Genomic DNA, 25,949 nt, shown 5'->3' on the forward strand with positions numbered 1-25,949 from the left:
CTCCGAGGCGCTCAAGCAGCGGATCCTCGAATTCGTTGATTTCTTCAACCAGACTCTCGCTAAACCCTTCCGCTGGACCTACATTGGCAAGCCACTGATGGCGTAAATTCACCAGTGAATTTCAGGTGCGAAGTACTAGGCAGGAGCCACGTGCGGTAGTCCCGCTCACGTGGATCTGTGCGGGGGGCGGCGGGTAACCGTCGTCCCTACCGCGACCCAAACGACGGGCGCAAGCCTGCTGATGGGCGCCGTGCTGTGGTGGGTGAGCGGACCGACGCTGGCCTGGACCGAATTCGATCAGGCCGCGCGCCTGGTTCGGCTCGGGCTGTCGATCGGTTTGGGGGCGTTGCTGTATGGGGGACGCTGCTGGCGCTCGGGGTGCGGGCGCGACACTTTTTCAGTGACGTGACGACGCAAGCCTGAACCGAGGAAAAACGGTTGAACGGCCCCAGAGTGCGGCCTAAGCTCGGGCAAACGGCTCAGCCCGCCCTCGGCCCGCGCATGGGCTGCGCCGTTGCCGCGTCCGTGTTCTCCGGCGCCGCTGGCTCGGCGCGGGCCAGCACGCTGGCGATGTACGCCTCCGGCAGACTATAGCGACGTGTAGTGGTTCAATTTGAGGGGATGCCTCGGGGTCCGTACTGGCTTCGCAGTGTCGGCACCGGCTTTGGTCCGTCAAGACGGCGACGCGGGTCGATCGGTAGTGCGTTCGGAGCAGATGAATTCTGCCGTGGGCAATCCGCCGCTCAAGCGAAACGCTTTCACTGACTCTTGAATCAGCCGTTGCAGCTGATCGATGCCCGGCTCCCTAAAGTACTGCCCGTGGTCGGCGTCGATAAAGCCCCACGCAAAACCACCCAGGGTCGAACGCCAGATTGCAACCGGATCAATATCCGTCGTGAAGGGGTTGAACCGGCTCTTTGCCCCGAAAAGCATTAGCATCGGCCCCCGATACTGGCGTCGAGGTACGTACTCCAGCGTGATCAACAGGGGCTCGATGCCGAACGCTTCGGCTGCGTGTAGCGCGATGGATTCGGCCACCGGAGCCCCTTGACAGTTGCCGCCTATCACTGGCGGGCAGGTGGCGTCCAGCGCCTTCATGCCGTTTAGATAACGCACGGCCAGGTGTTCATGGAATCGGGTCTTCGTGCGCCGTGTCTCGGTCACGCCATTGAGCGAGTGCATCGCGACCACGGGTTGGTCCGACCCAAGTTTTCGTGCGAGCAGCACGGGCTCCGCCCAATTGTTGAAGCACCAGAAGATCGGTGGCCGCGTGCCCTCCGCGTTGAGCAGTAGGAAGTCCCCTCGCGCAGATCCCGTCACGCTTTCGATGCGGTGCCGTTCCTTCGCGATCTTCGAAATCGCGTCGTGGAACTGCGCCCATTCGTCTGCAGTCAGATCAAAAAACGTCAGGCTTGCGGGAATATAATTCCAGCGACTGTATGCATCCCGGGCCATGCTCTGGTTACTCCCAAGGAACAGTGACATCGATACCCTGTTCGCTGCCTATCTATTGCCGACGCAGCATCGCGACCGGCGGCCGCCTCTCCGCTGCCGCCGGATCACAGCATTGACTCAGCGGCCCGCAACTGCATGAGTGCATAGCTCGGCGACCACATCCTCCACGCTTGAATGCCCCAGTAGAAAGAGGTCGGGATGAACCTTCAGGGTGAACTTCTTCTCTAGCTCTATGGCCATCGTTACCGCATCGATCGAGTCCAGATCATATGTCGACAGTGCAACCCTTGTATCGATGGATTCCGATGGCTCACCGATTACGGTCGCCAGGTACACCGTCAGCCAGCGCCGTAAGGCGTCCGCGCTCAAAACCGAATTCTCGCTCATCTCTGCGTCTCTCATGCTGTTCGCACCTGTGAGCCGACGCGGCAATAAGACCGTGATGGCCACCAGGCGCTCGCGTAATCATGCCCCGGTCCAAGCTCGGGACATCACAGGGGCGGGGGTCTACACGCACGGATTACGCAAGGCACTCCGGTGTGCCTCCGTCGATCCGGTCGAAAAACCACGCTCCGTCATTTTCATTGTCCGACCGCAGCGTTTCATGCCATGTGACCGTCGTGGCGGTCGTACGCTAGCAGATCTATCACGAGCGGCGTGCTCAAAAAGGATATTCGGAACGCAGCAAATCCAAAATCTTTCCGGCCACATCGACCGTGGCGCCCTCCCACGGATAGTAGAACGCGGGGAGCGCCGGGCTCGCATTGAGCTCAAGGAACCAGTGGTTGTCGGCCGAGGCGGCCTCCTCAACGTCGCGAATGATGATATCCACGCCGGAAAAGTGCAACCCGGGCGCCGATCTGCAAGCGCGGGCCACGACGTCGAGATAGCTGGGATGCACCTCGTCGAGTCCATACAGAACCGTATCGGCGCCGGCGGAAGAATTGGAGACTGCGCCAAGAAATACCGTCTCGCCCCTGTCGGGAACGTGGTCCAAGCCGAGGCCCCGTGCGGCCAGGAACGCGACGATCTCTTCGTCCGGCTCAATCGGTAGGTGCGTCGGCAAGGCCCGCCGCCGCCGCTCTGCATTCTTTGTCGCGAGGAGTTCCGCAATGCCGGATTTGCCGTCACCGACCACGTTCAATGGAATGCCGCGCCTGATGCCTACCACCTCGGGGTGGACGTAGAAGAACCGGTAATGTCCGCCGACAACGCTTTCTTCGATGACGATATTGACGTAATGCTCTGCCACGCGCCTGACTGCCCTGCCGAATTCGTCTTCGTCGACGATACCAGTCGTCACGCACTTGCCTTCAAAGCCGTTGTTCGGCTTTACGCAAATGGCACCGTCAAATTCCCCGAACGCGTCCAATGCGGCCTGCAGATGCCGGCGCCGGAAGATCCGGCCTTCGGGAACACGGAACCCCCGTTCCCTCAGGTGGGTCTTCATTCGGTGCTTGTCTGAGACGAGCAGTGCCGCCTCATGGTTCAAGTCCCGCCCGATGTTGATGTTCCCCCAGCGGTCCTTGCCGTATTCCAGGAGCCTACCTTTCGCGTAATAGAACTCTTGTCCCTTGATCGTGAAGCTGAGCCATGTCCTGATCTGAGCGAAGTCCTGGTCTGCGTCGAGTTGCCGCACGCGGGTTTCAATTCCACGGGCTCTCGCGGCGCTCTGCATCAAGGTCGCCATCAAGTCCAAGCCTTCTGCGTCATAAGGCTGTGTTTTCATATCGTCCGCCTCGTCGTCAACTATCTCGACCCGCCCGCATGCACTCGGACGCGGCCACTAGACTTCTTCCCGGACCTTAGGCTGAGAGCCATGCTCGCCGAGGCCAATCTGCAGGGTGCGTCGCTCGCGCTGCTTCACGCGTCGCACTGCGAGCTGGATAAAGGAGTAATCCGAGCCGATTTATGGACATTGCAACACGGCTGGTCCTCGGAGGTCATCCACCTCCCCGACGTCGTCATCATAACAGGCGACCCAGTGAATACGCACCAACAGGCGGTTGATGCGTGGGTTCGCAGCTGCCGTCCCGTTATTGCGAACCTGGAGATGGATAAGATCAGCATGTGCAGGCTGCTTGACGGGACTTCCTGTGAAAAATATGTGATCCCTTGGTCGTCGGTCCCCGGCGCCGACACCAGGGGATTTCTAAGCGATTTTCTGCGCCGGCAATCTGGAGCAGTCGTCAAACGCGCCACCGGAAACAGAGGTGTTGGTCTGTTCTTCGTGCTTCCCGGAGACAATGACTGGCAGCTGATCTGCGATTCCCAGAACGTCAAGGCTCCGGTCGACGAACTTGCTGCGCTGATCGACAAACGCATCTCGGGGAGGCTTCGATACAGGGAGTATATTGCCCAACGTTACATCAGCTCGCGCACCAGCGACGGCCGGCCGTTTGATATTCGTGTCCATGTTCAGCGGCGGGCTGACGGTGATTGGGGCGTCACTCGTGCGTATGTGCGGCTGGCCGAGGCGGGGAGCCCCTTGCCCAATGTCAGTCGTGGGGGCTATCAGGGGGCGTTGGAGAGCTTTCTCGAGCACAGGAATCCCCAGAAGGCCGAGGCAATCGAGGCCGAACTCCGTCGGGCCGCGATCGATATTGCCCGCATACAGAGTGCGTCCGCCCCAATGCCGCTGTCGGAGTTGGGACTGGATTTCGTCATCGACGAAGAGGACAGGGTTTGGCTGATCGAAACCAACGCATTTCCTGAGACCTCGCTGCATGAGCATGCCCGTGCGGTCAACACCATCGGCTATGCTCCGTCGCTTTTTCGAGGGTGACGTCACTTGCGTGTCGCGCGCCATGCACGTCCGGAGATCGTCTCCGTAGAGCATTCTGGATGCAGTTGTCCGCTGCGGAAGCTAGCGCGTCGGCCGGTCACCCACGAGGCTCCCGTTCAAAGCGCTCCATGGCGTCGATCAACAGTTTTCAGGTCCCGGTAGATTACCAGGATCGCGTCGGAAGAGATCCGGTTGCTGTTGATGCCATCGCAGGAGGGCTTGCACGGGGCTGACGTGGGCGAGGTTGCGCCACTTGCGCACCGTCTCCTCGCTGACGTTGTACTGGCGCGCCAGCGTCGCGGTGGGCAGTCTCGAGGCCTGGACTCGCGCCGGATCGCGGGCGTGGTGCGGGCGGCGAGGCGCTCCAGAGCGCCCCTGGCGAGGAACAAAGGATAGCTCCTGCGGGGCCAGGAATCATCCGGGACCAAACATCTATAGATCGAAAATTGGGTCAAATTTGGGCGCTCAGGCTTCCCGACCCTCTGTGAGGGTGAGGCGGAGCTGGATCGAGCGCGAGGCGACGTTGGCGGTGAGGCGGCATTGCATGTTTAGGGGCGTGGCTCGCTCAGGTGTTTACGCCCAGTGTCACGAAAACCCCGACGTCCTGGAGTTGCGCCTTTTGGAGCCGATCGATGAGCAGTACACTCAGCGCGCATTCTATAGTGGTCGTCGCATGGTGGTGTATCTGCGCGAGCAGGGCTCTGCGATCAATCGCCAGCACGTGCAGCGGCTGATGCACGTCCTGGAGCTGGCTGGGATGGCGCCGCGTGGGGCCACCTGCGCGCGATGCTCCAGGCGGGCGTTCTCGCGGCGCAGGCGCTCAAGCTTGCGATCACGCGGATCGCCGGCTTACGCCCACCGCACTTGGGCTCCAGGCCCTGCATGCACCGCTCGGTGAGTGCCTTGCGCCACTGGCTGAGCTGCGCGGCATACCGCCCGCTGCGCCGCAGCCAGGCAACCTGCTCGCCATGCGCCAGCGCATCGGCCTGAGCCAGCAGGTGTTGCTTCTCCGCGGCGGAAAACCGACGCCGGGTGCGTCGCTCCAGCTTGGGCTCGGTCAGGACTTCGTTGGACTCGCTCACGCTCGGTGTCTCCGCAGCTGGCCCTGCGATTCTTTATACAAGAATCCGCAAGGCGACTGTCGGGAGTAAGGTTGACACGCAGGGGATCGCTCCCGCATCACGCCACACTCGGTTCCGGTGGATGGCCAATCCTTACCGGCTCGGGACTTGCTCTTGGTTGGCCGCAACAAGGAGTTCCCGATTCGCCTACCCTTTCGCTATCTTCCCCTCCTCCCAGGCTATGCCTGGCGCAACCAGACGATGATCAAAGCCCATATAAAAAGATACAGCCGCACAATATCTGACCTGGAGAGACTACTTTCACAAGGGGCCGATGAACGCATCTTTCTAAACAATGAAGGGCTAACCAAATATGGAACTCCATTGGTTCGCAATAGTTACCTCAACAGGGGGTCTTGTACTTGTAGCGCTGCTCGCGACGGTGATGTGGTATTAATCAATAACTTACTAAGGTCACACAAAGATTCAACTGACTGGATTAAATTAAGGCGCTCACTCGAAAATGAGCTAAAAATTGAATTGGGATGGGATGAGCGTCATGATTTTGATCTCTTCTTTGCTCCTTCCGGGACAGATTTAGTTTACTATCCATTGATCTTTTCTCAGCTCTTATTTCCGGAGAAAATGATCCAGAATCTTATTACCTGCATAGAAGAAATCGGTTCGGGAGCAAGGCTCTCCTCTTTGGGAAGGTTTTATGCGAATTATAATCAGTTTGGGGAAAGCGTTGCTAAAGGAAGTGACATTATTCCTGACCAAAAAATCCAGGCGCATTTCTTCAAAGCGAGAAGTGAATTTGGAAATATTCACAACCATGCTGATTCAATTCGAAAAATTGTTCATGAGCACCCTGAAGACTCCATCATTATAAATCTCGTATATGGAAGCAAATCCGGGATTGAAGATGATCTTGGGATGATTGACGAGATTAATGAAAATAATGTTCAGTGGGTAGTTGATATTTGCCAGTTCAGGCACAGCCGTGAGATTTTTCATGATTTGATCTCTAAAGGCGCAATGGTAATGATTACAGGGTCAAAATTTTATGAATCATCACCATTTAGTGGAGCTATGCTCGTGCCAAAAGAGATTTCAAGAAAACTGTTGCAGGTCGCGGATTTTAATTCGATAAGTGGATATTCATGTATATTCTCCATGTATGACGTTCCCCAGTCATTAATGAAGAAGGTTCCGTTTGCGGATAGGGTAAACCGTTCAGCTTTGCTGAGGTGGGCTTGCGCCCTAAGCAGCATGAGAGCCTTCAATCAACTTGATAAAATTGAAGTCGAAGAGAAAACAATCCATTGGAGGAATAAGGTTCTTGGTCTTTTGGAGGCAAGTGACGCCATGGAATTGATGCCGCACCAAGAGTTAGCTGACAACTCGATTGTTTCCTTTAGGGTATTTAAGGACAATCAATACCTCAACCAGGAAGAACTCTGTTCGTTATACTTTTCGATAATCAGGGGAGGGTATGGAAACGAGTGCGAGTTCGATTACGTCACTATTGGTCAACCTGTAAACTATGGTGAAAAAGCATTTCTTCGACTCGCGATAGGAGCTAAGACAATTCGACAATTTGTAGTGCAGGATGAAGCTGAATTTGCGACTGACGAAAAAATCATTAGCATACTAGAGCAAAAAATAGCTGAACTTGAAACAGGTCGAACCTGCAGGGCGAGCGCGTATTAATCATCAAGCAGCCAGGACCTTAGCGCGATAGTCGTCGTCCCAGGCGGCCTTGCGACGTTTGTGCGCCATGCTGAGCGAGGAGTCCTCCTTCTCGAGCAGGTTGACGCAGCAATGACGAATCGCGGTCATGATGGCCGGAGCCTGGGCTTTGCGAATCCGGCTAGCATCCTCGTTAAAGATCACATCCAAGCGCCAATGGAGACGATTTTCTACGCCCCACGTGCCCCCGCACGGCTGTAGCGAAGCGCTGGGCATCGGCGCCAATGGAGGCGATGAAGTAGCGTTGCTCGACGCTCTGAACACCGTCCTGCCAGCAGGTGCGTTCGACCATTCCAATGCTGCGCAAGCCCGCCCAGCGCGCAGCATTGGGCAAGGTCCTCAGATCCTCCGTGATCCAGTAACGGCGGATCTCCAGGCGTCCGTGATCTTTGTCGGTTTTCTCGGTATAGGCATGGGCGACACCGGAGAATTGGCCCGCAACGGCGGTGGTGAAGACATCCTCGACAGGCTCTTGCAGCGTGCTCTGGTTGCCTTTGAGCCCAAGCACATAATCCCCGCCCTGGGAACGGATCTGCTCGGCGATGGCACGCTGACAGCCCATTGCATCGATCGTAACGATACAGCCCTTGAGCACCAAGAGTTCAAGCAACTCGGGAATTGCCGTGATCTCATTGGATTTCTCCGCCGTGGCCTCTTGCCCCAGCACCAAACGGTTCGATACGGCCCAAGCACTGACCATGTGCAGCGCCGCACGTTCCCGGCGTCGGTCGCGCGAGCCTCGGGCCGTCTTGCCGTCCACCGCAATCACCTCACCCTGCATGCTCTCAGTGACGGCCTGCGTCCAACGGATGAAGCAGTCTTCAAACCGCTTGGGATTGAGCCGTGAGATCACGTTGGCAATGCGATCATGCGACGGAATCCCGTTCTCGAATGGACAAAAGCGACGCAGCCACTCCAGCTTCGCCTCTCCAAACTGCTCGATCGCCTCCCAGCCGTCCGCCCCGCTCAGCACACCACAGACCGTCAACAGCAGAATTTCTTTAAGAGGATACAGCTTGTTACGCTCAATACGGGGATCTTCAAGGCTGGCAAAATGCTCGATCATACTGGCGGACACGCAAGGCTCCTTAAGGCGATTGGCTAACAGGGGGCCGCAACATCATGTCAGATCTAGCGTTAATACGCGCTCACCCTGAGCGCTCGTGAAACGCAGAGGCTTTTTGAGGAGAGCGTGTGTGGTTATGAGTCGATCGATTTCGAGCATCATCCCTGTCTGTCGCGGACGCTGTTGGTTGGTGGTCGCCGTCGCGCTCGCCGCCCTGTTGGCCATTGGGGTTGCGCTCTGGCATTTGGTCGGGGAGGCGGATGGTGTGTCGGTGGACCGGGTCTGGTCCGGTCCGGTTCCCCTGACCCTCTATCGACCGGTTTCTGGGGGACCGGCTCCGGCCGTGGTGATCGCCCATGGTTTCGCCGGTTCACAGACCCTGATGCGGAGCTACGCATTGACCCTGGCGCGCAACGGCTATCTGGCGGTCACCTTCGACTTCCCCGGTCATGGACGCAATGCGCAGCCGTTCGTGTCCGGTCTCATGGATCGTGAGAAGCGGTTGAGGATTTTGGGCGGTGCGTTGGAATCGGTGATCGATGTCGCGTTGCAACAGCCCGAAGCGGATGGACGCCTCGCGCTGCTGGGGCATTCGATGGCCGGCGACCCGCTGGTCGACTATACCGAGCGCCATCGCGGCAAGGTCGGGGCGTTGGTGCTGCTGTCGCCCTATATCTCAGACGAGACGCCGACCGAGGCACTGCCCGATCTGCTCTTGGCCTATGGCGAACTCGAACCCGAGATGCTGCACGATCAGGGGCGCAAGATCCTCGCCGGCGCGGTGGGGCACGCGATCGAGCCTGGCGTGACCTATGGCGATCCTGCGCTGGGCGATGCCAGACGCATGCTGATCGCCGAGGGCGTCGAACATATCGGAATCCTCTACAGTCGGGATGCCGAGCGGGCTGCGCTGGATTGGCTCGACCGGTCCTTCGGCTGGCGCGGGGATGGATTCGTGGCGGAACCTGGCCGCTGGATCGGTCTGCTGTTCCTCGGGATTCTCGTCCTGGCTTGGCCGCTGGCGCGGTTGCTGCCTCGGATTGCCCCTCGGCCGCTGGGTGCTGGGCTCGCCTGGCGCGATCTGCTTCCGGTGGCCGTCGCGCCGGCCATTCTGACCCCGCTCATCCTCTGGCCTCTGCCCAAGCATGTGTTGCCGATCCTGATCGGCGACTATCTGGTTTTGCACTTCGCGGTCTATGGCATGCTGACCTGGTTCGGACTCTGGCTCATCCGGCGCCGTCGTGGCGCATCCGCCGCCGAGTCGGTGCGAATCGACCGGCAGCGCTTGGTGATCGCCATTCTCGCCGCAACCGCTTACGCCCTGCTCGCCTTTGCCATTCCGGCCGACCGCTTCGTCACGACATTGCTTCCGGGTAGCGCGCGTCTTCCTTTCGTGTTCGCCATGCTGGTCGGGACGTTGCTCTATTTCAGCGCCGACGAGTGGGTGACGCGCGGTGTCGGAAGCGCCTCCGGCGCGTACGCAGCGACCAAGGTGCTCTTTCTGCTATCGCTGGTGTTGGCCGTGGCGCTCAATCTATCCGAGCTGTTCTTCCTGATCATCATCGTGCCGGCGATCCTGGTTTTTTTCCTGGTTTACGGTCTTCTGAGCCGTTGGACCTACGCACGCACCGGACATCCCATGGTCGGTGCTGTTGCCAATGCGGTCGCCTTCGCTTCGGCAACGGCCGTGACCTTTCCTTTGGTTGGGGCCTGATGTCGACTCATTGACCGCGAGCAAGCTACATTCAATGGACGCTTTCGCGTAAACTACGGGAACCACTATGGTTTACTTGAGCCGCGACACGAATCACGGCCTGTGCCTCGGTGCCACCATGTAGCATTTTCGTATCCCAATTGATACCGAAGTACCACACCTGACTTGCTAGCCACCGACCGGAGGAGTGTTTCGAAATGGTCGTTTTCGCCCAACTGCATGCCCAAAATCATAAGATCACGGAACTGTCGAACGTGTTCATGTACCTGGTTCGCGAGCGCTCGATGTGCGATACCGATGTCGCTTGCGATGTGTTCTTCGATCTGACCAACCGGGTTAAGGAGCACATGGAACTCGTCGATCGCGAGCTGTGCGGCAAGCTGATCTCGCATCCGGATCAGTCGGTCAAGAACACAGCCAGCCGCTTTCTCTCTGGATCGACCGAGATCAAGCGGATCTTCTCGTCCTACGTCAAGGAATGGTGTTCGCACAAGCGCCATGCGCTGACCATCAGCGACCATGCCTCCTTCATGCAGGACACCGAGCAGATGTTCGCCCTGGTGATGGATCGGCTTCAGCGCGAGACCGAGCATCTCTATCCGCTGATCCGCAAACTTGAGGATTCGGACAAACAGGTCGCCTGACCTCGTGCGTTCAGGGATACGATCGGTGTGCTAAATCGTGTCCCTCCCGCCTCGCGATTCAGCCCCCCGCCGATGCCCGCTCGGCCTCGTCCTCCGATCCATGGATCCAGTGGACGGGGCCGGTGCCCTCGATCGTCTCGACGTCGACCTGGCAGCCGACAACATTGGTCATGGATGGCAACTCGAACATAGGGCGTTGCAACAGCCCCTCTAGAACGCTGCGTAGACCGCGCGCCCCGGTGCCTCGGTCGATGGCCTTGCGGGCGATGGCGGTCATGGCCTCGGGCGTGAATTCGAGCTGGACGCCCTCGAAGGCGAACAGCTGCTGATACTGACGGATCAGTGCGTTCTTCGGCTCGGTGAGGATGCGTACCAGCGCGGCCTCGTCCAGGTCGTGCAACCCGACCAGTACCGGGAAGCGCCCGATGAATTCGGGAATGAGACCGAACTGGCGCAGATCGTCCGGATGGGTCTCGCGATAGAGTTCGGGATCGCGCGTCTTGGTATCCTCATCGCTCGTACCGACGTCGGCCTGAAATCCGATGCCCGTTGGGCTGGGACGCAGCCGCTGCGTTAGCACCTTCTCCAGGCCGGCGAAGGCTCCGCCGACCAGAAAGAGGATGTTGCGGGTGTCGATCAGGGCGCCATCGCCGCTGTCTTTGCGACCCTTTGGATTGATCTTGACCTGGGTTCCCTCGACCAGTTTGAGCAGCGCCTGCTGCACGCCTTCGCCCGATACATCGCGTGTGCCGTGCGCCGTTTCACCCTGGCGCGCAAGCTTATCGACCTCGTCGATGTAGACCATGCCCCATTCGGCGATCTCGCGGCTACCGTTGGATGCGTCGAGCAATCGGCCGAGGATGCTTTCCACGTCCTCGCCGACATACCCCGCTTGGGTCAGGGTGGTGGCGTCGGCGATGACGAAGGGCACCCCGACGATGCGCGCCAGTGTGCTGGCCAGCAGGGTCTTGCCCGTTCCCGAGGGGCCAAGCAGCAGAATGTTCGATTTGTCGATCTCGACTCGGTCATCGTCGTCGAGCGAACGGCGTGGATTCTTGGATTCGGCCGCGAGCCGCTTGTAATGGTTGTAGACGGCGACGGCGAGCGACTCCTTGGCGGCTTCCTGGCCGATAACGTAACGGTCCAGCTGTTCCTTGATCTGCAGTGGCTTGGGCGGCGACTTGAGCGGACCGCTCAAGGCCCGGGCGCGCCCCCAACTGCTGACGACTTGATGGGCCAGGGTGACGCAGGCCTCGCAGATATGACCATCGATGCCGGCGATCAACGGGGTGTCCGGGGCCTGGGGTGCGCCGCAGAAGGAACAGGTGTGGACCGTGTCGTTCATGCTGTTGATGTCTCCTCGGTCGGGGGCGCCTGTTGGCGCAGTTCGGCAATCCAGGCCTTCTGACACTCGCGGCTCCGACGCGCGTCCAGCGCGTCGTGGATCTTGGAGCGCGCGCGTTCGAATGGAACCTCGGTAGTCGCGTGGATGCGTTCGCAGAGAATCAGATGGAAGCCGATCTCGCTTTCGACGATGTCGCTCACCTGGCCTTCGTCCAGAGCGAACAGCGCGGCGTCGATCTCGGGGTAGAGTTTGCCTCGGGGCAAGGTGCCGAGTGCGCCTTCCTCCATGGAGGTCGGGCATTCGGAATGCGCTCGGGCGAGCGGGCCAAACTGCTGTGGATCGGACTGCAGCTGGGAGGCGATCCGCTCGATTCGCGCCCTGGCGGCCGAACGTTCGTTTTCGGCGTACTCGGCGTTGATGGTGATGAGAATGTGGCGCGCGGTGCGTCGCTCGGGCGTGACGAAGCGCGCCTGGTTCTGCGCGTAGAAGAGACGCTCGTCGGCCTCGGTGACGGTCTCGGCGCGGGAGCCGATACGCTGCAGCACGGCGTCAAACAGCAGTTCTCGCTGCAGGGCGATCCGCAGTCCGGATTCGCTCAGCCCGTTGCGTTCCAGGTCCGCCTGGAAGGACTCCTCGTCCTCGAAACGCCCGCGAAGCTCGGTGATGGCCTCTTCGAGGCGTGTTTCGGGGAGGAGCGTGTCGCGTGCCTCCGGCGATGAGAGCACCAGACTTTCAAGCTCCAGGGTCTGATGCGCCTGGTGTTCGGCCTGGCTCAGCTGATCGGCGTCGAGCGTGCTCGGTGCGCCCTGGAAGCGTTCGCTTGCGGCGCGCAGCAGATGATATCGGTACTCGGGGCTCGATTCGCTGGGTCGGGACTCAGTCATGGCTCGCTGCTGTCCTCGGTGTCTGTGTCTTTGATGGCGGGTTCGGATTCGGTCAGCGCGGTCTCTGGGACCAGCAGTGTGTTGCGGTCCGGGAAGTGGACGTGATAGGCGACGCCGTCGGGATGATCGCGCACGACCTTGATCACCTCGCCGATCTCGCCCGTTTCGACCAGGACCTGACCCTGGATGCCGAGCGGGATGCGCGTGGCGACCTTGTCGCGGAACTCGAAGCGGCTGGGAACCCAGGGTGCGTCGACCGGTATCAGCTCCTCCTCGCGGCAGCCGACGATGCGGTCGGCGTCGAGGAAGTGGACCGAATAGATGATTTGGTCCTGGAGAAAGGTGCCGACGTCCTTGACGAATCCGGTGCTGCCGCGCCGTACCAGCAGGGTTCCGGTCGACTCGCCCGGAAAGGTCCCGTCGTTGCGCACGTTGCGCACGACACGGACCTCGTCTCCATATTCATACTGAGGGCGCATGTTTCACCTGTCCCATCAGGTCGCTGAGCGGAACCGATGCGGTGCGTGGTTCGTGCATGTGGAAAACGCGGAAGACCTTCTCGGTCTTGGCATCGGAGCCGACGAAGTCCTGATAGGCCTGGCGGAGCAGGTCGGCATGCAGTGTCCAGCGGGCCTGGGTCTCGGCCGGCATCTCATCGACCTTGGCCAGATAGTCGTGGAAGCGCTGCAGGATGTGCAGCCGATTGACCTGAACCAGGCTCTGTTCGTATTGGATGCCGAAATACTCGAGGAAGTCCTCCGCGCTTGAGAGCTCGCTCATGTCGAGGTCGAAATCTTCGTCAGTCATGTGTGCCTCCGGGTGGCGTCTCTGTGATCGTTCGATAGGGCGGTCGCGTTCGGACTCGGTGGTTGTGCCTCAACGCTTGAGGAAATGAATGTTGTCTCCCGACTGATCGATCTCGCGTTCGGTGACCGCCGAACGGGCGATCTTCAGCAGATCGGTGATGCCGAGACGGTCGCTGGTGTCGATCTCGGCGATCTTCTCGAAGCGTTCCAGGGCCTCTGGCGCCTCGTTCAGGCGCATCAACAGGTAGCCGGAGCCCTTGAGCGCGAGCAGCAGGAAGCGCGTCAGGCTCATGGAGACCAGCACCGAGCGTCCCAGGTCCTGCTCGGACAGATCCTGCCAGCGTTCGGGCAGGTCGAGCCGCTTGGCGGTGATGGCGATGGCGCGATCGGCCGTGATCAGCGCTTCGCGATAGCGGTGACGATAGTAGAAATAGCGATAGAGTGCGACCAGGACGGTCAGGTGATTGGGCTCTAGGAAATAGGCCTGGAGCAGGCTGAGTTCGGCCGCGTCCTCGCCATAGCGGCGGGCGGCATCGAGCAGCAGTCCCTCGACGTCCGAGCTGACCGGTTCGTCGAAATACATGTCCTCGCCAGCGAAATCCAATAGGTCCATAGTGGCCTCAGGCGACCTCGTCGTGTTGGCAGGCGTGCGGTGGTTCGCACATGCGCGCGGCGTCGCAGCCGCCGCATTCGTGTTCGGGCTGGGTTCCGCCAGGAATGCAGCCGTGGACGCCCGCAGCCTGTTCGAGCAGCCGGATGCGCTCCAGCAGACAGTTGATGGCGCCTGCGACCGGATCCGGGATCAGGTGGTGGTCTAGATCGATGCCATGCGGATTGGGGCTGGCGGAGCGTCGCGAGCGGACGGTCTTGGCCGGGATCCCAACCACCGTGCTCGCCGCCGGGACGTCGCCGATGACCACCGAGTTGGCGCCGACCTTGACGTGGTCGCCCAGGACCACCGGTCCCAGGATCTTGGCCCCGGCGCCGACGACGCAGCCATCGCCGAGTGTGGGATGACGCTTGCCCTTGCGCCATGAGGTGCCGCCGAGCGTGACCCCATGGTAGAGGGTGACGTCGTCGCCGATCTCGGCCGTCTCGCCGATCACGACTCCAGCTCCATGGTCGATGAAGAAGCGGCGTCCGATGCCGGCACCCGGATGGATGTCGATGCTGGTCCAGATCCGGGCCAGATAGGAGATGAAGCGTGGCAGCCAGCGCCAGCCTCGCAGCCAGAGTGGGTGGGCGAATCGATAGAGCATCACCGCGTGCACACCGGGGTAGGTGGTGTAGACCTCGAAGCGGGTGCGCGCCGCCGGATCGCGTTCGAAGATGCAATCGACATCCTCGGCGATGCTAGCCCAGGCTCCGGGATTGGCGAGTGGTGCGAGCACGGCTTCGTTCATCTCTTGGCTCTCCGGTGTTGGCGGTTACTGGAGCGAGATGGCCTGGTGATGACCGATCTCGGATAGGAAGCGGCACAGATCGCCCGACTCGGGCGAGCGCTTGGTTTCGGTGACGAAGCGGCGCACCAGTGGTAGGACGCGCTCGGCCTCGTCCAGATCCAGTTCGAAGTGCAGCAATTCGGAATAGACCTGACGTACTGCGTGCTTTCCTGAGTGCTTGCCCAGAACCATGCGGTGGATGCGTCCGACCTCGGCCGGATCGACGCCCTGATAGTTCAGCGGATCCTTGAGCAGACCGTCGACATGGATGCCGGCCTCATGGGTGAAGGCGCCCGCGCCGATCAGGCTCTTGTGCCAGGCGACCGGTTTGCCGGAGGCCGTGGCGACCAGTTGCGACAGATCCTCGAAATGGGTCAGGTCGATGCCGCAATCAATGTGGTGGACGTGCTTGAGACCGATGATGACCTCTTCCAGGGCGGCATTGCCTGCGCGCTCGCCGAGTCCGTGGACGGTGGTGTTGACATGGGTCGCGCCGCCGCGCACGGCGGCCAGGCTGTTGGCGGTGGCCAGGCCCAGGTCGTCGTGGGCGTGCATCTCGATCTCCAGATCGACGATGGCGCGCAGGTCACGGATGCGCTCGTAGAGACCGAAGGGGTCCATGAGACCCACGGTGTCGGCGAAGCGGAAGCGGCGGGCGCCAGCCGTCTGGGCGGCTTCGGCGGCGCGCCAGAGGAATTCGGGATCGGCGCGCGAGGCGTCCTCGCCACCGACGCAGACCTCCATGCCGAGGTCCTGGGCCGCGCGCACCTGGCGGTCGATCTGTCCCAGCACCCAGTCGCGGTCGCGACCGAGCTTGCGTGCGATCTGCTGATCGGACATGGGGATGGAGAGGTCGATCAGCTGTACCCCGAGATCGCGGCACTGGGCGATGTCGTTCGGCAGCATGCGGGTCCAGACCATGAGTCGGGCCGACAGACCTAGGCCAGCGACGGCACGGATCGAGTCGCGCTCCTCGTCCCCCATCGCCGGAATGCCGACCTCCAGTTCGGGGACGCCGAGTGCGTCAAGACTGCGGGCGATCGCGAGCTTCTCGTCCAGTGAAAAGGCCACGCCTGCGGACTGCTCTCCATCGCGCAGGGTGGTGTCGTTGATGGTGACCTTGGTCGAATCGATGGACATGAACGGGCTCCAGAATGCCTATGCTGACTTCTGAAGCAACGGTTATGCCAGTTATTGGTGGCTGTGTTTACAGCCACTTAACGTCGCTTGCCGGTCTCCTTTGAGGGGTTTGCGACAAGCCGGCCAGGCATCGGTTGTCGGGGAAATGACCAAGCAAAGTGGTCCAGGAATTGGCCCTGGAATCCATCGCGACCGTTCTTGGATGTGTCGGTCTCGGTGTTGGAGCCGCAACCAGGTTCGGTCGTCGATCAGGCATCTTGCACCGGTAGCGTCAGGATCTTGCGGTCGGATTTGAGGATGTGATCGATCAGCCAGCCGCGCAGATAGTCGAGCATCTCCACACCAGCGATGAAGGGGTTATGCGCGATCTCCAAGCGGAGTTCGCAGAGCTTGTCCTCGAATTCGCGGTGCCCCGCCTGGTGTGACTCAAGCTCGCTGGGCGAACGCCCCAAGGCGGCGATCAACCGCTCCTCGGCGCGAAAATGGATGCGGGTGTACTGTTCCAAGGCGAATAGCGCCTTGGCGACCTCGGGTGTCGCGGCGTTCTGTTCGATCGCGGTATGGACGCGGTTGGCCCAGTAGATGAGATAGCGGTGGTGTTCGTCGATGATGTCGATGCCGATCGAAAAACGCTCGTTCCAGACGATCCAGTCCTGCCGGCCCTGCTCTTGATTCACCAAGGGCAGCAGTTCGCGCGGATCGATAGCGTCGTCCTGATAGCGGGCCTTGATCGCCAGCAGGTCCGGGAGCGTCTTGGAAAAGGCGCGAACCACGCGGGGATCGAACGAGGATTCGCTCAATGACTCGATGGTGGCGACGGCGCGCTCGACCGGCCATGCCTCCTTATAGGGCCGCTCCATGGTGAGCGCGTCGAAGACGTCGGCGACCGCGCAGATACGCCCGGAGAGTGGAATCGCCTCCCCGGACAGTCCATGAGGATAGCCGCTGCCGTCCCATTTCTCGTGGTGGGTGAGGGCGATCTCACGGGCCAGCGCGATCAAGGGGTCGTCGCCCTCCAGGATACGGGCACCGATCAGGGTGTGCCGTTGCATGGTGGCGAATTCCTCGGCGGTCAGCTTGCCGGGTTTGCGCAGGATGCTGTCGTCGATGCCGATCTTGCCGACATCGTGCATCGGCGCCGCCAGCTCGATGAGTTCGCAGAGTTCTTCGTCGCAGTGCAGCGCGCGTGCGATGGCGCGGGCATACTGGCTCATGCGGGTTACGTGCAGTCCGGTCTCGGTGTCGCGGAATTCGGCGGCGACGCCGAGTCGCCGGATGACCTCGTTGCGGACCATTTGGATCTCGACCTGATTGATCCTCAGTTTCTCCTCGATCATCCGGCGACGGATCAGTCCGCTGAAGGCGTCGGCGACCTCGTGCATGAAATCCTGCTCGCCCGGCTGTGGGACGTGGCCCTTCGGCATGATGATGCAGAGCGCGCCGTAGATGCGCTCCCCTTCCGTCAGTGGGAGCGAATAGCCGCCGACCCCGAGCGGCCCCATGATGCAGTGTTGCGTGTTTTCGGACACCTCCGCTAGGAACAGCGTTTGCCGTTTGAGCAGCGCCTGGCCGCAGAGACAGGATCCCTGGCGGGTCTTGGTGCAGATCATGCGTTGGCTGATGCGCATGCCGTGCTCGGCGACCAGGACCAGCTCGTCGTGCCGATTGAAGAGAAAGAGCGATCCGCGCGATTCGATGTCAAGCCAGTCGATGGCGTTCAGCAGATCGAGGGTCTCGACCAGAAATTGTTGCGGTGTCAGATCGCGCAATGCCGCCCGCGTGATCGCCAGCAGCGCCTGTTGGCGGTCATGGATGCGCTGACGTTCGATCTCGGTTCGATCGCGCTCCTCGGACACCTCGGCGATGCGCTGGTGGAGCATCTGATGCCGCTCGTGCAGATGGGCGGCGAGCGCCAGTTGGGCGGCCACGCGCGCCTTGAGCACGGGCGGGTTGATGGGTTTGGGGACATAGTCTGTCGCGCCGACCGCGAAGCCCTTCACCTCGTCCTCGGGCTGGGTCTTGGCGGTCAGGAAGACGATGGGGATGTCGTGGGTCGCTGGATCGCTCTTGAGGCGTTCGCAGACCTGATAGCCGTCCATCCCCGGCATCATGATGTCCAACAGAATGAGGTCGGGGCGCGGATCCCGGTCGGCGAGTCGCAGCGTCTCTTCGCCGCTGCTGGCGACCTGGATCTGGTAGGTCTTCTTGAGCAGGCCTGAGACCACCTTTAAATTGTCGAGGGTGTCGTCGACCACCAGGACGAGCGGGGGATTCTGCATGGCAATATTCTACTTCGATATCTCAAACGTGCGCACAAGATCGTCGAGCGTGACGGCGGCCTCGCCGAAACGATAGTTCTCGATTTGATCGGACAGCATTCTGAAGCTCTCGGGGGACAGGGCATCGGCGAGGACCTGGCGATGCTCGGCGAGGACGTCCTCGGTCGTGGGGTCGCGTCGTTCCGCGCGTTCGCGCAGCTCGGTCAGAACGGTTTCCGGCGAGGAGCCGCCGCTCGCGGTAGCGGCGAGCGTCTTCGGTGTCATCGGGAGCGCGGTGTCCGGTCCTCCTTGGCGCTCGGTTTCCTCCTCGGGAACGCGCGGAACGTCCTTCGGAACCCGGTGGGCGGTCAATGCTTCGTTCGGCGCGGCCGGCCTGTCCAGCCAGATGTCGAATCTGAATGTACTGCCCTCGTCGATCCGGCTCGTGACGTCGATGGTTCCACCCATCAGCTCCACCAGATGCCGGCTGATGGCAAGTCCGAGACCGCTTCCACCATAGCGTCGGGTGATGGAGCTATCGGCCTGACGGAAGGGTTCGAAGAGATTCCCGATCTCTGCCTCGTCGATCCCGATCCCCGTGTCGCGCACGGTGAATTCGAGTCGCAGCCGTCGCTCCTGGATTTCCGGCATCCTGACAGAGAGCAAAATCTCCCCGCGCTCGGTGAACTTGACAGCGTTGTCGATCAGATTGGTGAGGATCTGACCGAGCCGCAGCGGATCTCCGAGCAGTCTCGGCGGGATCTCGGGATCGATCTGGTATCTGAACGCCAGTTCGCTGCCCTGGCCGCGGCGCGCGACGAGCGCGTTCAGGTTCTCGATCAATTCGCGCAGGGCGAAGGGTCTCGCCTCCAGCGTCAGCCTGCCTGCCTCAGCCTTCGACTCGTCCAGGATGCCGTTGAGCAGTTGCATCAGTGACTCGGAGGCCCGGCGCGCTGCTTGCAAATATCCATGTTGCTCAGCGTTCAAGGGCGAGTCCAGACAGAGGTGGATCATTCCCACGATGGCGTTCATGGGGGTGCGAATCTCATGGCTGATGGTCGCCAGGAAGATGCTTTTGGCTTGGTTGGCCTCCCGCGCGGCAGTGATCGCCGCGAACAGCTGTTCTTCCAGTTGGAGACGGGCGGTGAGGTTGACCGCGATCCCCTCGATCCGGACCGTGCGTCCTCGCTCGTCCTTGACTGGGCGCGGATGGCTGATCAACTGCTGGCGCACCCCGTTGCGGGAGAATTCCAGGGTGACGGGTTCCGGTACCTGTCCGTTCAGACAGATGCCGATGGCGGACTCGAACAGCTCGATGGCCGGTTCGGGCCAGGTGACGACCTCTCGCCAGTGTCTGCCGAGTATCGTCTCGGAGGCGTTGCCGAAAAGCTTGAACGAGCCGGGCGTCACGTACCCGATCAGGCCGCTGGGCGTGATGGAATAGAAATGGAAGTCGGATGTCCCGGCGGATTCCACCATCTCGCGATAGCGTCGCTCGCTGTCCGCCAGGGTTTGCTCGGCGTGGCGGCGCATGCGCATCTCGCGGCGCAGTCGCCGGTTCCAATACAGAGTGACGGCCAGCACCAGCGCGCAGACCGCGAGTGCCTTCCACAAGAGACCATAGTCGACGACGGCCGGCGGCAACGCCTGGACCCAGCGGTTGTAGATGCCGTCGCGCTCGATCTTGGGCAGCGCGGCGATGGCGTGTTCGAGGATGTCGACCAGGACTGGCCAGTCCTTGCGCACCGCCATGCCGACGGAGAGTTCGTAAGGCGTGGTGCCGGCCATCCGGATCTCCAGCAATCCATCCTGGCCGATGGCATGACTGGTCGTGACCAGATTGTCGACGAAGGCGTCGACCCGTCCCTCGGCAACCTCCTTCAGCGCTGCGGCGGTGGTCGCGACCGGCACCGTCACGATCTCGGGATGGTCCTGGCGCAGCCATTCGTGCGTGGCGTAATCGCCGACGACGGCCACCTTCTTGTCGGCCAGCGCATCCAGACTGCCGAGGAAGGGCGCGCCCGCCGGGGCGAAGATGGCGACTGGAAAGGTGAGATAGGGCGCGGTGAAGCGATAATGCGCGCGCCGACTCTGGGTCTCGACGATGCCCGGCAGGACATCGATCTCCCCGTGCTCGAACCGTTCGCGCAGATCTGTCCAGCTCGCGACGGCGACCGGTTCGAAGCGAACCCCGAGCAGATCCTGGATGCGCTGGATGTATTCATGGGCCATTCCGGTCGGATGTCCGTCGCGGTCGAGCGATTCGATGGGTGCCCAATTGGGGTTGACGGCATAGCGGATGACCGGATGCGCCGAGAGCCAGCGTCTTTGCTCCTTGGTCAGTGCTGGGCGTGATGCTCCTGCCTGTTCCAGTTGCCAGCGGGCGAGCAGGCTGGGCAGCCGATTGGAGACATGGCCGTAGGCCTTCTTGAGGATGGCGTGGAGTTCGGGGTATTCCTTGAAGACCGCAAGCATCGGATCGGGATAGCCGGAGCTGAAATAGAGCGGGGTGAGGTCCGTGATGAAGTGGCGGTGCAGATGCCACTGGACGTGGGCGAAGTTGGCGAAATAGGCATCCGCGCGATCGCTGAGCAGGCGTTCGAACGCCTCCTCCGGGGTCTCCACCCATTGATACTGGTTGTCGGCTGCGGAAAAACCCTGTTCGGTCGGGTCCATTCCCTTGGCGAGCAGGATGCGTTTCCCCTTCAGGTTTCGCAGACCGTCCGAGCTGAATTCATTGGGCCTTCGTGTGTAAAGGGCATACATGGGCGGGATTGGGCTCTCGATTCCGAGAAAGCTCCCGGACGCCCCCGCGTCGTGATAGTCGAAATTGAGATATCCCTGGATTCCCGGCTCCCGTGACTCCTGGTCCATCTTGGCGTGCGAGCCGGGTGTCAGGTTCGGTTCGAGACCGGCGTCCTCGCACATGGCCCGGACCAGGTCGACGAGGATTCCGTCGAGTGTGCCGGTGCCATCGACGAAGCTGTAGGGGGCGTCGTCGGCATCCACCCGCAGGCTGACGCGGGGATGGGCCTTTATCCAGGCCCGCTCGGCGCCGCTGTAGTCCAGCGGATTGGGGGGGCGATGAGGCGCTCGGATCGGCGTCCCCTCGTCGAACAGAAACCCTTGCAGGTTCGCGAGCGATCCGGGGTGGCCGGCGTCCAGCAGTGCGCTGGCGACCATCTCGATGCGACGCGGGAGCAATGCTCCGATCGGCGCGCTAAACGGCAGGATCAGGTCGCGGGTTTTGTCGGCCTCGTAGGCCAGTGCCTCATGGCTCTTGCGCCGCGAGTGGCGATCGAGAATCAGCTCGACGATCTCGTCCGGATGATCCAGCGCATAGCGCCAGCCGGCGTTGCTCGCCTGAACGAAGGCACGGGTGCGTTCCGGATGGGTGCTGGCCTGCGTCTCGCTGGTGAACAGATAGTCGTCGCCCAGTCCCGGCAGATAGCCGTTCAGTTCGATGGTCTGGAAGGGGATACCCTTGCGTTCGAGTTCGAAGGGTTCGTTGGTGAAGAACGCAGTGGTGGCCTCGACCTCGCCTCGGATGAAGGGGCCCGCGTCGAACGCATGGGGTCGGATGGTGAGATTGGTGCCCGGCACCAGGCCAGTCTCGCGCAGCGCGGCGCTGAGCAGCGGCGATCGCAGTTCGGTTTCCTCGGCCATCAGCCGCTTGCCGCGCAGATCGTTGAGGGTGCGGATACCGGGTTGGCCGAGCACAACCAGGGGCGCCTTTCTGAAATAGTTGGCCAGCAGCACGACCGGTTCGCCGGCGAGCCGCCAGTCGATGACGCTGCCGTTGGCGATGCCGTAGGTGGCACGACCGGATCGGACCTCATCCAGCATGTCCAGTCCTTGGGTGTATTCGCGCAGTTCGACCGAGAGTCCCCGATCCCGGTAGAACCCCTGGGCGATGGCGGCATAGAAGCCGGCGAACTGGAACTGATGCTTCCAGGTGAGCTGTACCGACACGCGCGTCAGAGGATCGGCAGAGGGCGCGTCCCGCGCCATGCCTCTGAGCGGCGTCAGCGACAGCAGCAAAACGAGGAGGGCGGTGAGATCCGCCATGCCTCGGGGCGAAGGTCGCCTTGAAAACGCCATGCGTCCAACTCCAGGATGCGCTCGTCTTATCGCTAACCCCTTTGTTCGCGGCCGTTCGTGCGGCGCCGCGCCTGGCGACTGCGCTCTGGGCATGGCCGAGAACGTCCAGGATCTCCGCCGGTTGCGGGGAGCAAACGCAGGAGGCGCGAAAGGGCCAGTTTCGGACCGTGGGTCGACGTCTGGGGGAAGTCGTCTTCGACTTTCTGGACCAGGATCATAACGCCCGCCGGTGGCGTCCGAGCGTGTCGGGGGTCACAGACCGATGTCTCGGTGCCGGGCGTTGGTCTGGTTTGCCCCTGGTCGCAGCAGGTGCTTCCAGCGCCCGCGCGGTGCCCATCTACCAGACCACCTACTATACCTTTGACGATGCCGACCACGGCGCGCGTCTGTTCGGGTCCAGACCGCGCGGCGACGACTCGCCGGACCGCTCCCGGACGTCGCCGCCGGTTAGCAGAGGACGACGACCCGGTTGCGTCCCTCTGCCTTGGCGCGATAGAGCGCGGCATCGGCCTCCTGCAGCAAGGAGTCCGGTGTCTGGTCGGCCATCGGCACCCGGCAGGCGACACCGATGCTGACGGTGACCAGATGGAACGGCGAGTCGGCATGCGGCAGTTGCAACTGCTCGACGGCGGCGCGGATGGCGTGGGGGAGGCCCGGGCTGCAACTCGGCGTGGTGCCGCAGGTGATGAGCGTGAACTCCTCGCCGCCGTAGCGGGCGACCAAGTCACCCGCCCGGCGGGCCGTCGACTCCAGGACACGGGCGATCTGGCGCAGACAGGCGTCGCCGCTCTGGTGGCCGTAGCGGTCGTTGTATTTCTTGAACCAGTCGACGTCGATCATGGACAGGGTCAGAGAGCTGCCCGAGCGCATCGCGCGTCGCCATTCCTCCTCCAGCGCCGCGTCGAAACGGCGCCGGTTGGCGATGTCGGTCAGGCTATCGGTCGTGCTCATGGCCGCCAGCTTGCGGTTGGCCGCCTCCAGCTCGAGCGTGCGTTCCAGCACCTTGGACTCTAGTTCCGCGCGCGCCGACTGCACCTGCTCGGCCATGCCGGCGAAGGCGCGCGCCAGGTCTCCGATCTCGTCGCGCGAGCCGGTCGGCAGGTCTTTCTCCTCCACCTTTCTCTCCGTGCCCGAGCCCAGCAAGCGGGTGGCCCGGATCAACTGCTCGAGCGGCCGGGCGACTTGGAACCGCAGGATGTTGCGGAGGATGACGATCTCCACCAGCAGGGTGAGGAGTCCCACCGCGACCACCACCGCCAGGTTCTGCAGGATGGCTGGCCGCATCAGCGCGCGCGGATAGTGGATGGTGAGGATCGCCGGCGTCTCCGGGATGCGGCCGACGGCGACGATCGCCCCCGGCGTGTCGACCAGCACCACCTGGCCGGGCGCCAGCGCGGCGCCGGCCGACAGCAGGCGCGTCTCCCCTTCCAGTCCGAGCGAGCGGATCGAAGCCTGTCCGTCGCTCTCCTCGATGGTTTCCATGTGCTTCGGGTGGAACATCAGCGTGCCCTCGTCGTCGGCCAGGAAGAGCGTGCTGTAGGCGCCCTCGATGGCCGGGCGGGCCAGACGCCGCATGAGGTCGTCGAGCAGCACGTCGACACAGGCCAGGATGCGGTGCCGGCCGGCGGCATCCGGGGTGTCGGGGGTGGCGAAGGTGGTCATCCATGCCTGATTGGAAGAGTCGAAGTACATCCGCGTCATGAAGGGCTCGCGTGCGTTCGCGGCGAATCCCCGGGCATAGAACTCGTAGGTCTCGAGCCTGAGCGCGTCCGGGCCGCCGTAGGTGAACCCCTTGGCGATGTCGGCCGACTGGTGGACGGGGAAACCCTTCTCCGGGAGCGGTCCGTAGATATTGAACAGCCGGCCCCTGGTCACCGAGCCGTACTTGTAGGAGAGGACGAAGGAGAGCGTGAAACGGGTCTTGATGTCCTCCGTCGGCGGTGTCTCGGGCGCATAGGTGGCCGACATGCCGGGGAAGCGGCGTCCGTCGGGTAGCGGCTGGCCCTCGAAGATCCCCGGGCGTTGGGTGTAGGAGCCGTCGGGGTGGCGGACGAACAGCCGGTCGAAGTCCGCCGCCAGCGCCGCCCGCTGCCCCGGGTCGGCGTACCGGGCGTCGAAGTCGTCGAGAAAGTTGCGCTCGAAGTCCCGGATCGCGCGGAAGGGCAGGGACTCGCGCTGGATGGTCTGCTCGGTCGAGAGCAGCAACTGGCCGCGCACCGACGCCTCGATGGAGGACAGATTGACCAGGTAGGACGCCACCCCGGCACAGATGGAGACCAGGCCGATGCGGATGGCCGCTAGGCGCAGGGTGCGGGCGGTGAGTGAGTGTCTGCGGTTCATGGTGCGTGCGAGTAGATGCGCCCGAGGGTTGGAGGATGCAATTGGCGGTATGCGTTCTGGTCTCTCCATTGGTCGCCGCACCATGATATGTTGCTCGCCATTGCTCACAAGGGCCGCGCGCGGCGCCTTGCGCGAGTGTGACCAGGCCACCAGGATGAGGACGCCGTCATGCAGGCCAGTATCGAGCAACTCGGCAGCGACATCTTCTGCCGTTCCCCCCAGACCCAGCCGCCGGAGCTGCGGCTCGCCGCCGCAGCGGCCGCCCCCCTGCTCCGAGACTGGTCAACGCGCTACGCCCAGGCCGTCCGGACGGGCGATCCGGTCGACCTGCTCGCCATCGGCCGTGAGATCTTCGACTGGCTCGACGCCAACGGCTGGGCCTCCGGCTGGGCTGGCGGCACCGGCGCCCGCCTGCTCGAGATCCGGGTGACGGATCCAGGCTCGCCGCTCGGCCGCGCGTTGCTCGATGCCCCCTGGGAACTGCTCGCCGACCGCAACGGTCACCTGGCCGGCGACGCCGTCCAACTGTTCGAGCTGGTGCGGCGCATCGGCCCGGCCGCCGAGCCGGTCAAACCCATCCACAGCGATCTGCAAGTCATCTTCATGGCCGCCGCGCCGGAGGGCCAGAAGATTCTCGACTTCGAGGCCGAGGAGTCAGCCATCCTCGAGGCCACCCGGCACCTGCCCCTGCACCTGGTGGTGGAGGAGAGCGGGACAGTCGAACAGCTCGGTGTCCGGCTGGACCTGGACGGACCTTTCGAGGCCCTGCACCTCTCCTGTCACGGCGACATCCACCCCGAGCGCGGCCCCGTGCTGGCGCTCGAGGACGTGGTCGGCGATCTGGCACTCGCGGACCCGGGCGAGCTGGTCCGCTCACTCGGCGACCCCGCCCGCACCCCGCTGGTCTTCCTCTCTGCCTGCCGCACCGCCGAGCAGGACGACGGCGCCCGTGGTTTCGAGCCATTCGTGCGCGAGCTGATCCGCGCCGGCGTGCCCAACGTCATCGGCTGGGACGGCTCGGTCTACGATACGGATGCCATGGCCTTCGCCGAGTGTCTCTACCGCGAGCTGGCCGGGCGTGCGTGCACCCCGCGCGCCGTGGCCCAGGCCAGACTCGCGCTGCGCCAGGCGGCGCAGTCCGATCCCCGGCGCGGGC

At 62.3% G+C, this 25,949-nt stretch carries 22 protein-coding genes and 2 pseudogenes; 7 read left to right on the plus strand and 17 right to left on the minus strand.

Translation table 11 applies throughout. From position 1 onward, the window contains the following. Window positions 1-241 precede the first annotated feature (241 nt). The gene (locus THIDRDRAFT_RS26270; protein ID WP_159105439.1) at window positions 242-409 is read left to right on the plus strand and encodes a hypothetical protein; all 168 of its coding nucleotides are present in this window, start codon (window positions 242-244) and stop codon (window positions 407-409) included. 263 nt (window positions 410-672) lie between these two features. Here the strand turns inward: THIDRDRAFT_RS26270 and THIDRDRAFT_RS21250 are convergent, their stop codons facing one another. The 3 genes from THIDRDRAFT_RS21250 to THIDRDRAFT_RS21260 form a co-directional block, all read right to left on the minus strand. Further along, on the minus strand, window positions 673-1,455 hold the full coding sequence (locus tag THIDRDRAFT_RS21250) for a hypothetical protein (protein WP_007042986.1): 783 nt from the start codon (window positions 1,453-1,455) through the stop codon (window positions 673-675). 117 nt (window positions 1,456-1,572) lie between these two features. After that, window positions 1,573-1,842: an acyl carrier protein gene (locus tag THIDRDRAFT_RS21255; protein ID WP_007042987.1), complete on the minus strand. Its 270-nt coding sequence runs from the start codon at window positions 1,840-1,842 to the stop codon at window positions 1,573-1,575. Window positions 1,843-2,116: 274 nt separating this feature from the next. Further along, entirely contained in the window at window positions 2,117-3,184 is a 1,068-nt protein-coding gene (locus tag THIDRDRAFT_RS21260; RefSeq protein WP_007042988.1) for a hypothetical protein, read from the minus strand. Between the two features lie 90 nt (window positions 3,185-3,274). On the opposite strand from THIDRDRAFT_RS21260, the gene THIDRDRAFT_RS21265 reads away from it, so the two are divergent. Then, window positions 3,275-4,240 (plus strand): YheC/YheD family protein, encoded by a 966-nt coding sequence (locus THIDRDRAFT_RS21265; RefSeq protein ID WP_007042989.1) that lies wholly within the window; start codon window positions 3,275-3,277, stop codon window positions 4,238-4,240. A gap of 246 nt (window positions 4,241-4,486) precedes the next feature. Here the strand turns inward: THIDRDRAFT_RS21265 and THIDRDRAFT_RS27390 are convergent. Beyond that, window positions 4,487-4,608, minus strand: a pseudogene (locus tag THIDRDRAFT_RS27390) (IS481 family transposase); the annotation flags it as partial. Window positions 4,609-4,784: 176 nt separating this feature from the next. Here THIDRDRAFT_RS27390 and THIDRDRAFT_RS27395 point away from each other — a divergent pair. Continuing rightward, window positions 4,785-4,940 (plus strand): annotated as a pseudogene (locus THIDRDRAFT_RS27395) (IS3 family transposase); the annotation flags it as partial. Between the two features lie 7 nt (window positions 4,941-4,947). On the opposite strand, the gene THIDRDRAFT_RS25380 reads toward THIDRDRAFT_RS27395, so the two are convergent. Further along, complete coding sequence (locus tag THIDRDRAFT_RS25380) at window positions 4,948-5,322, minus strand: hypothetical protein (RefSeq protein WP_007042990.1); 375 nt, start codon at window positions 5,320-5,322, stop codon at window positions 4,948-4,950. 153 nt (window positions 5,323-5,475) lie between these two features. Here THIDRDRAFT_RS25380 and THIDRDRAFT_RS25920 point away from each other — a divergent pair, with 153 nt between their 5' ends. Next, window positions 5,476-7,014: a hypothetical protein gene (locus THIDRDRAFT_RS25920; protein ID WP_139058849.1), complete on the plus strand. Its 1,539-nt coding sequence runs from the start codon at window positions 5,476-5,478 to the stop codon at window positions 7,012-7,014. Between the two features lie 3 nt (window positions 7,015-7,017). Here THIDRDRAFT_RS25920 and THIDRDRAFT_RS27165 read toward each other — a convergent pair whose 3' ends face one another. Beyond that, a complete protein-coding gene (locus THIDRDRAFT_RS27165) occupies window positions 7,018-7,143 on the minus strand; it encodes a hypothetical protein (RefSeq protein ID WP_007042992.1) in 126 nt (41 codons plus the stop codon). A gap of 43 nt (window positions 7,144-7,186) precedes the next feature. Then, a complete protein-coding gene (locus THIDRDRAFT_RS21280; protein WP_007042993.1) occupies window positions 7,187-8,131 on the minus strand; it encodes an ISAs1 family transposase in 945 nt (314 codons plus the stop codon). 124 nt (window positions 8,132-8,255) lie between these two features. Here THIDRDRAFT_RS21280 and THIDRDRAFT_RS21285 point away from each other — a divergent pair, with 124 nt between their 5' ends. Both THIDRDRAFT_RS21285 and THIDRDRAFT_RS21290 read left to right on the plus strand, forming a co-directional pair. Next, window positions 8,256-9,833: an alpha/beta hydrolase gene (locus tag THIDRDRAFT_RS21285; protein WP_040845715.1), complete on the plus strand. Its 1,578-nt coding sequence runs from the start codon at window positions 8,256-8,258 to the stop codon at window positions 9,831-9,833. Window positions 9,834-10,030: 197 nt separating this feature from the next. Next, window positions 10,031-10,477, plus strand: coding sequence for a hypothetical protein (locus tag THIDRDRAFT_RS21290; RefSeq protein ID WP_007042995.1), 447 nt, complete (start codon window positions 10,031-10,033; stop codon window positions 10,475-10,477). Between the two features lie 58 nt (window positions 10,478-10,535). On the opposite strand, the gene clpX is transcribed toward THIDRDRAFT_RS21290, so the two are convergent. The 10 genes from clpX to THIDRDRAFT_RS21345 all read right to left on the minus strand — a co-directional run bounded on the left by clpX (window position 10,536) and on the right by THIDRDRAFT_RS21345 (window position 24,793). Next, a complete protein-coding gene (clpX, locus tag THIDRDRAFT_RS21295) occupies window positions 10,536-11,822 on the minus strand; it encodes an ATP-dependent Clp protease ATP-binding subunit ClpX (protein WP_007042996.1) in 1,287 nt (428 codons plus the stop codon). Further along, entirely contained in the window at window positions 11,819-12,706 is an 888-nt protein-coding gene (gene nifM, locus THIDRDRAFT_RS21300; protein ID WP_007042997.1) for a nitrogen fixation protein NifM, read from the minus strand. The genes clpX and nifM overlap by 4 nt, the downstream gene beginning before the upstream one ends. Then, a complete protein-coding gene (locus THIDRDRAFT_RS21305; RefSeq protein WP_007042998.1) occupies window positions 12,703-13,185 on the minus strand; it encodes a nitrogen fixation protein NifZ in 483 nt (160 codons plus the stop codon). Before THIDRDRAFT_RS21305 ends, nifM begins: the two co-directional genes overlap by 4 nt. After that, window positions 13,169-13,513: a nitrogenase-stabilizing/protective protein NifW gene (nifW, locus tag THIDRDRAFT_RS21310; RefSeq protein WP_007042999.1), complete on the minus strand. Its 345-nt coding sequence runs from the start codon at window positions 13,511-13,513 to the stop codon at window positions 13,169-13,171. The genes THIDRDRAFT_RS21305 and nifW overlap by 17 nt, the downstream gene beginning before the upstream one ends. Window positions 13,514-13,582: 69 nt before the next feature. Next, the gene (locus THIDRDRAFT_RS21315) at window positions 13,583-14,125 is read right to left on the minus strand and encodes a hypothetical protein (RefSeq protein ID WP_007043000.1); all 543 of its coding nucleotides are present in this window, start codon (window positions 14,123-14,125) and stop codon (window positions 13,583-13,585) included. 7 nt (window positions 14,126-14,132) lie between these two features. Beyond that, the gene (cysE, locus tag THIDRDRAFT_RS21320) at window positions 14,133-14,915 is read right to left on the minus strand and encodes a serine O-acetyltransferase (protein WP_007043001.1); all 783 of its coding nucleotides are present in this window, start codon (window positions 14,913-14,915) and stop codon (window positions 14,133-14,135) included. Between the two features lie 24 nt (window positions 14,916-14,939). Beyond that, window positions 14,940-16,094, minus strand: coding sequence for a homocitrate synthase (nifV, locus tag THIDRDRAFT_RS21325; RefSeq protein ID WP_007043002.1), 1,155 nt, complete (start codon window positions 16,092-16,094; stop codon window positions 14,940-14,942). Between the two features lie 248 nt (window positions 16,095-16,342). Continuing rightward, a complete protein-coding gene (locus THIDRDRAFT_RS24150; RefSeq protein WP_007043003.1) occupies window positions 16,343-18,373 on the minus strand; it encodes a bacteriohemerythrin in 2,031 nt (676 codons plus the stop codon). Window positions 18,374-18,382: 9 nt separating this feature from the next. Next, window positions 18,383-22,420, minus strand: a complete 4,038-nt coding sequence (locus tag THIDRDRAFT_RS21340; protein ID WP_040845717.1) for an ABC transporter substrate-binding protein — start codon at window positions 22,418-22,420, stop codon at window positions 18,383-18,385. Window positions 22,421-22,900: 480 nt separating this feature from the next. Then, window positions 22,901-24,793, minus strand: coding sequence for a GGDEF domain-containing protein (locus tag THIDRDRAFT_RS21345; RefSeq protein WP_007043005.1), 1,893 nt, complete (start codon window positions 24,791-24,793; stop codon window positions 22,901-22,903). A 168-nt stretch (window positions 24,794-24,961) separates the two neighbouring features. Between THIDRDRAFT_RS21345 and THIDRDRAFT_RS21350 the strand changes: the two genes are divergently transcribed. After that, window positions 24,962-25,949: CHAT domain-containing protein (locus THIDRDRAFT_RS21350; protein WP_007043006.1), on the plus strand; the 988-nt coding region annotated here is incomplete at its 3' end.

Origin of the sequence: Thiorhodococcus drewsii AZ1 (assembly GCF_000224065.1) — a bacterium.
Taxonomy (GTDB): Bacteria; Pseudomonadota; Gammaproteobacteria; order Chromatiales; family Chromatiaceae; genus Imhoffiella; species Imhoffiella drewsii.